Raw genomic sequence first — 2,139 nt, forward strand, 5'->3', positions numbered from 1 at the left:
CGCATCAGTTCGGGGATAGCATTGGCTTCCGGCATGAAGTTGCGCGTCAATCCACCCAACGCGCTGGCGGCGCTGCCGAGATCCGTGACGTGGGACACGGCATTCCATGTGCGATCCGCCACGTCGTATTGCCTCTTGTACCAGCCGATCTGCTCGACCCAGTGAGCACCTTCCTTGACATACTGAATGACGTTCTGCATCCAGAGCGACGGGTCGTAGACGATCTCAAAGGCATACGCCGGCGCGGACGCCGTCGATATCGAAGCGGCCAGGGTGGTCGCTAGAAGAAGCTTCCTCATGCTTCGGCCTCCAGGTAGCGGTTGCGGTATTCGGCCCAGATGACATTCGGGTCGATGGTGTTCTTCTCCGCCGCGATGCGGTGCCAGAGGGCGCTCCGGTTGGGGTCGGAGGAGAGAACGGCGATGAATTCAGGCTGATTGATGCGGGCGCGAGCGATGAAGGTGCCTTTGGGACGCTTCACCAGGAAGGTGCCCTCACCGAGTTCCAGCATCCCTTCACGCACGGCGTCAATCTCGCCGGCTGAGCACTTGAGGACGTCGCGGTAGATGTCCTCATTGAGACCGGGATTGGGAAACAGCAGCTTGGTCGGCGAGTTGGCCAGGATCGCCTTGCCGACGGGATGATCGGAGAAGTCCTGGGGATGGTGGATCATCATCCAGAGCAGGCCGTTGCCCTTGCGCAGTTCGCGGGAGAAGGCATCGAACCCGGCGGCGAAACGGGCATCGGGCAGGTAGGAGGCGGCCTCGTCGACATAGACCGCGGCCCGCACGCCGCGCCCGGCCTTCTGCCGGATGCGGAAGAGCTGGTAGGCCGCCGCCGGCGCGCGGACGGTGATCATATCATCGGGCAGGATTTCCGTGTTGTCGATGCCGACTACACCCGCATCCATGCGGATCAGGTCCTGCTCGCCATCGAATGCCCAACCGAGCGAACCGCCCTGGCACCACTGCTCCAGGCGGGCGCCCGTGCTGTCGTTGCCGTGATCGAGGAACTGACGCAAGCCCGCGAGAGAGCGCAACTCGGCGGGACGGCGCATCACGTAGACAATGGCATGGCGAAGGCGGCTGATCTGGTCGGCCGGCGGCTCGCCCCGGCCGTCGGCCATGATCAGGCCCTTGACAAATTCTTCCAGCCAGGACCGTGCGTCCTCGGTGTCGGGCAATGCTCGCAGCGGAGCCATACCGCTTTCCTGGCCGCGTCGGATCCGGACATAGTAGCCGCCGCGCGCCAGCACGCTCAGTTCGTTGGAGCCGTCCTTGTCGAGGATGATCGACACGCCGTTGTAGGGAACGAGGTTCTGTTCCAAGCAGGAGTCGAACAACCCACACGTTGATGTTTTGCCATAGCCGGTCGGACCGATGCCAACCGTATGTCCGACGCGGCGGGAGTGCGGCGAGAAGTCATGGACGGTGTTGCCCTGGGTGCGCAGGCGGATTGTCGGGCGCCCCCAGTGCGGCCGCTTCTCGCCGCGGGGAAATCCGCCCAGCGAGGAGAAGGAGCAGAAGTTGATCAGCTTGATGTCGCCGTGCCGGGCCTTGATGATCTCCGGCGCCCCAGGCATCTGCGACCAGTAGGCCGGGAAGCACCCGAGGGCTTCGGTGGTGGCGGTGACGCTGGTGTTGGTCAGGATGCTCCTGATCTCGCTGGCAGCCTTGTTCAGGTCGGGCAGGGTATCGGCGTGGACGGCGAGGCTCCAGTGGTGGTCACCCATGACCGAGCGGCCGGACTGGACGTCATCCATCGCCTCGTGCAGCCCTTCGTGGAGCGAGACGGCGCGATCGCCGGCATTGCTCATGCGGCGCTGCTTCAGTGACATCCTGTTCGATGCTGCACCAGAGGATCGATAAACGAAGCTGTTCGTCATGACCAACCGGCACTTGGACATCAGGACCTTGTCCAGGATGTCGGGACGGGCCAGTTCCGGGTAGTCGCGGAAACCGAAGATGAGGCCGAAGGTCGAGCGGCCGGGATGCAGAACCTCGAAACCGCGCTTGCCGCAGATGACCCGGTCGGTATAGATCGCTCCCGCCATCGTCCCAAGCGTCATCGGGACCGGCTGCCAGCGGCCGTACAGCACCATCCGCATGGCCTCGCCGATCTCGCTGTAGGGAACGCCGT

The 2,139-nt window shown here is 63.9% G+C and carries 2 protein-coding genes; both read right to left on the minus strand.

The window, feature by feature from the left end:
* A partial coding sequence (locus N826_RS38775; protein WP_044437927.1) for a hypothetical protein occupies positions 1 to 299 on the minus strand: 299 nt, incomplete at its 3' end.
* Positions 296 to 2,139, minus strand: a 1,844-nt coding sequence (locus N826_RS38780) for a VirB4 family type IV secretion/conjugal transfer ATPase (protein ID WP_044437928.1), incomplete at its 5' end; no start/stop codon positions are given. The genes N826_RS38780 and N826_RS38775, both read right to left, overlap by 4 nt.

It is taken from the genome of Skermanella aerolata KACC 11604, assembly GCF_000936425.1.
Classification (GTDB): Bacteria; Pseudomonadota; Alphaproteobacteria; order Azospirillales; family Azospirillaceae; genus Skermanella; species Skermanella aerolata.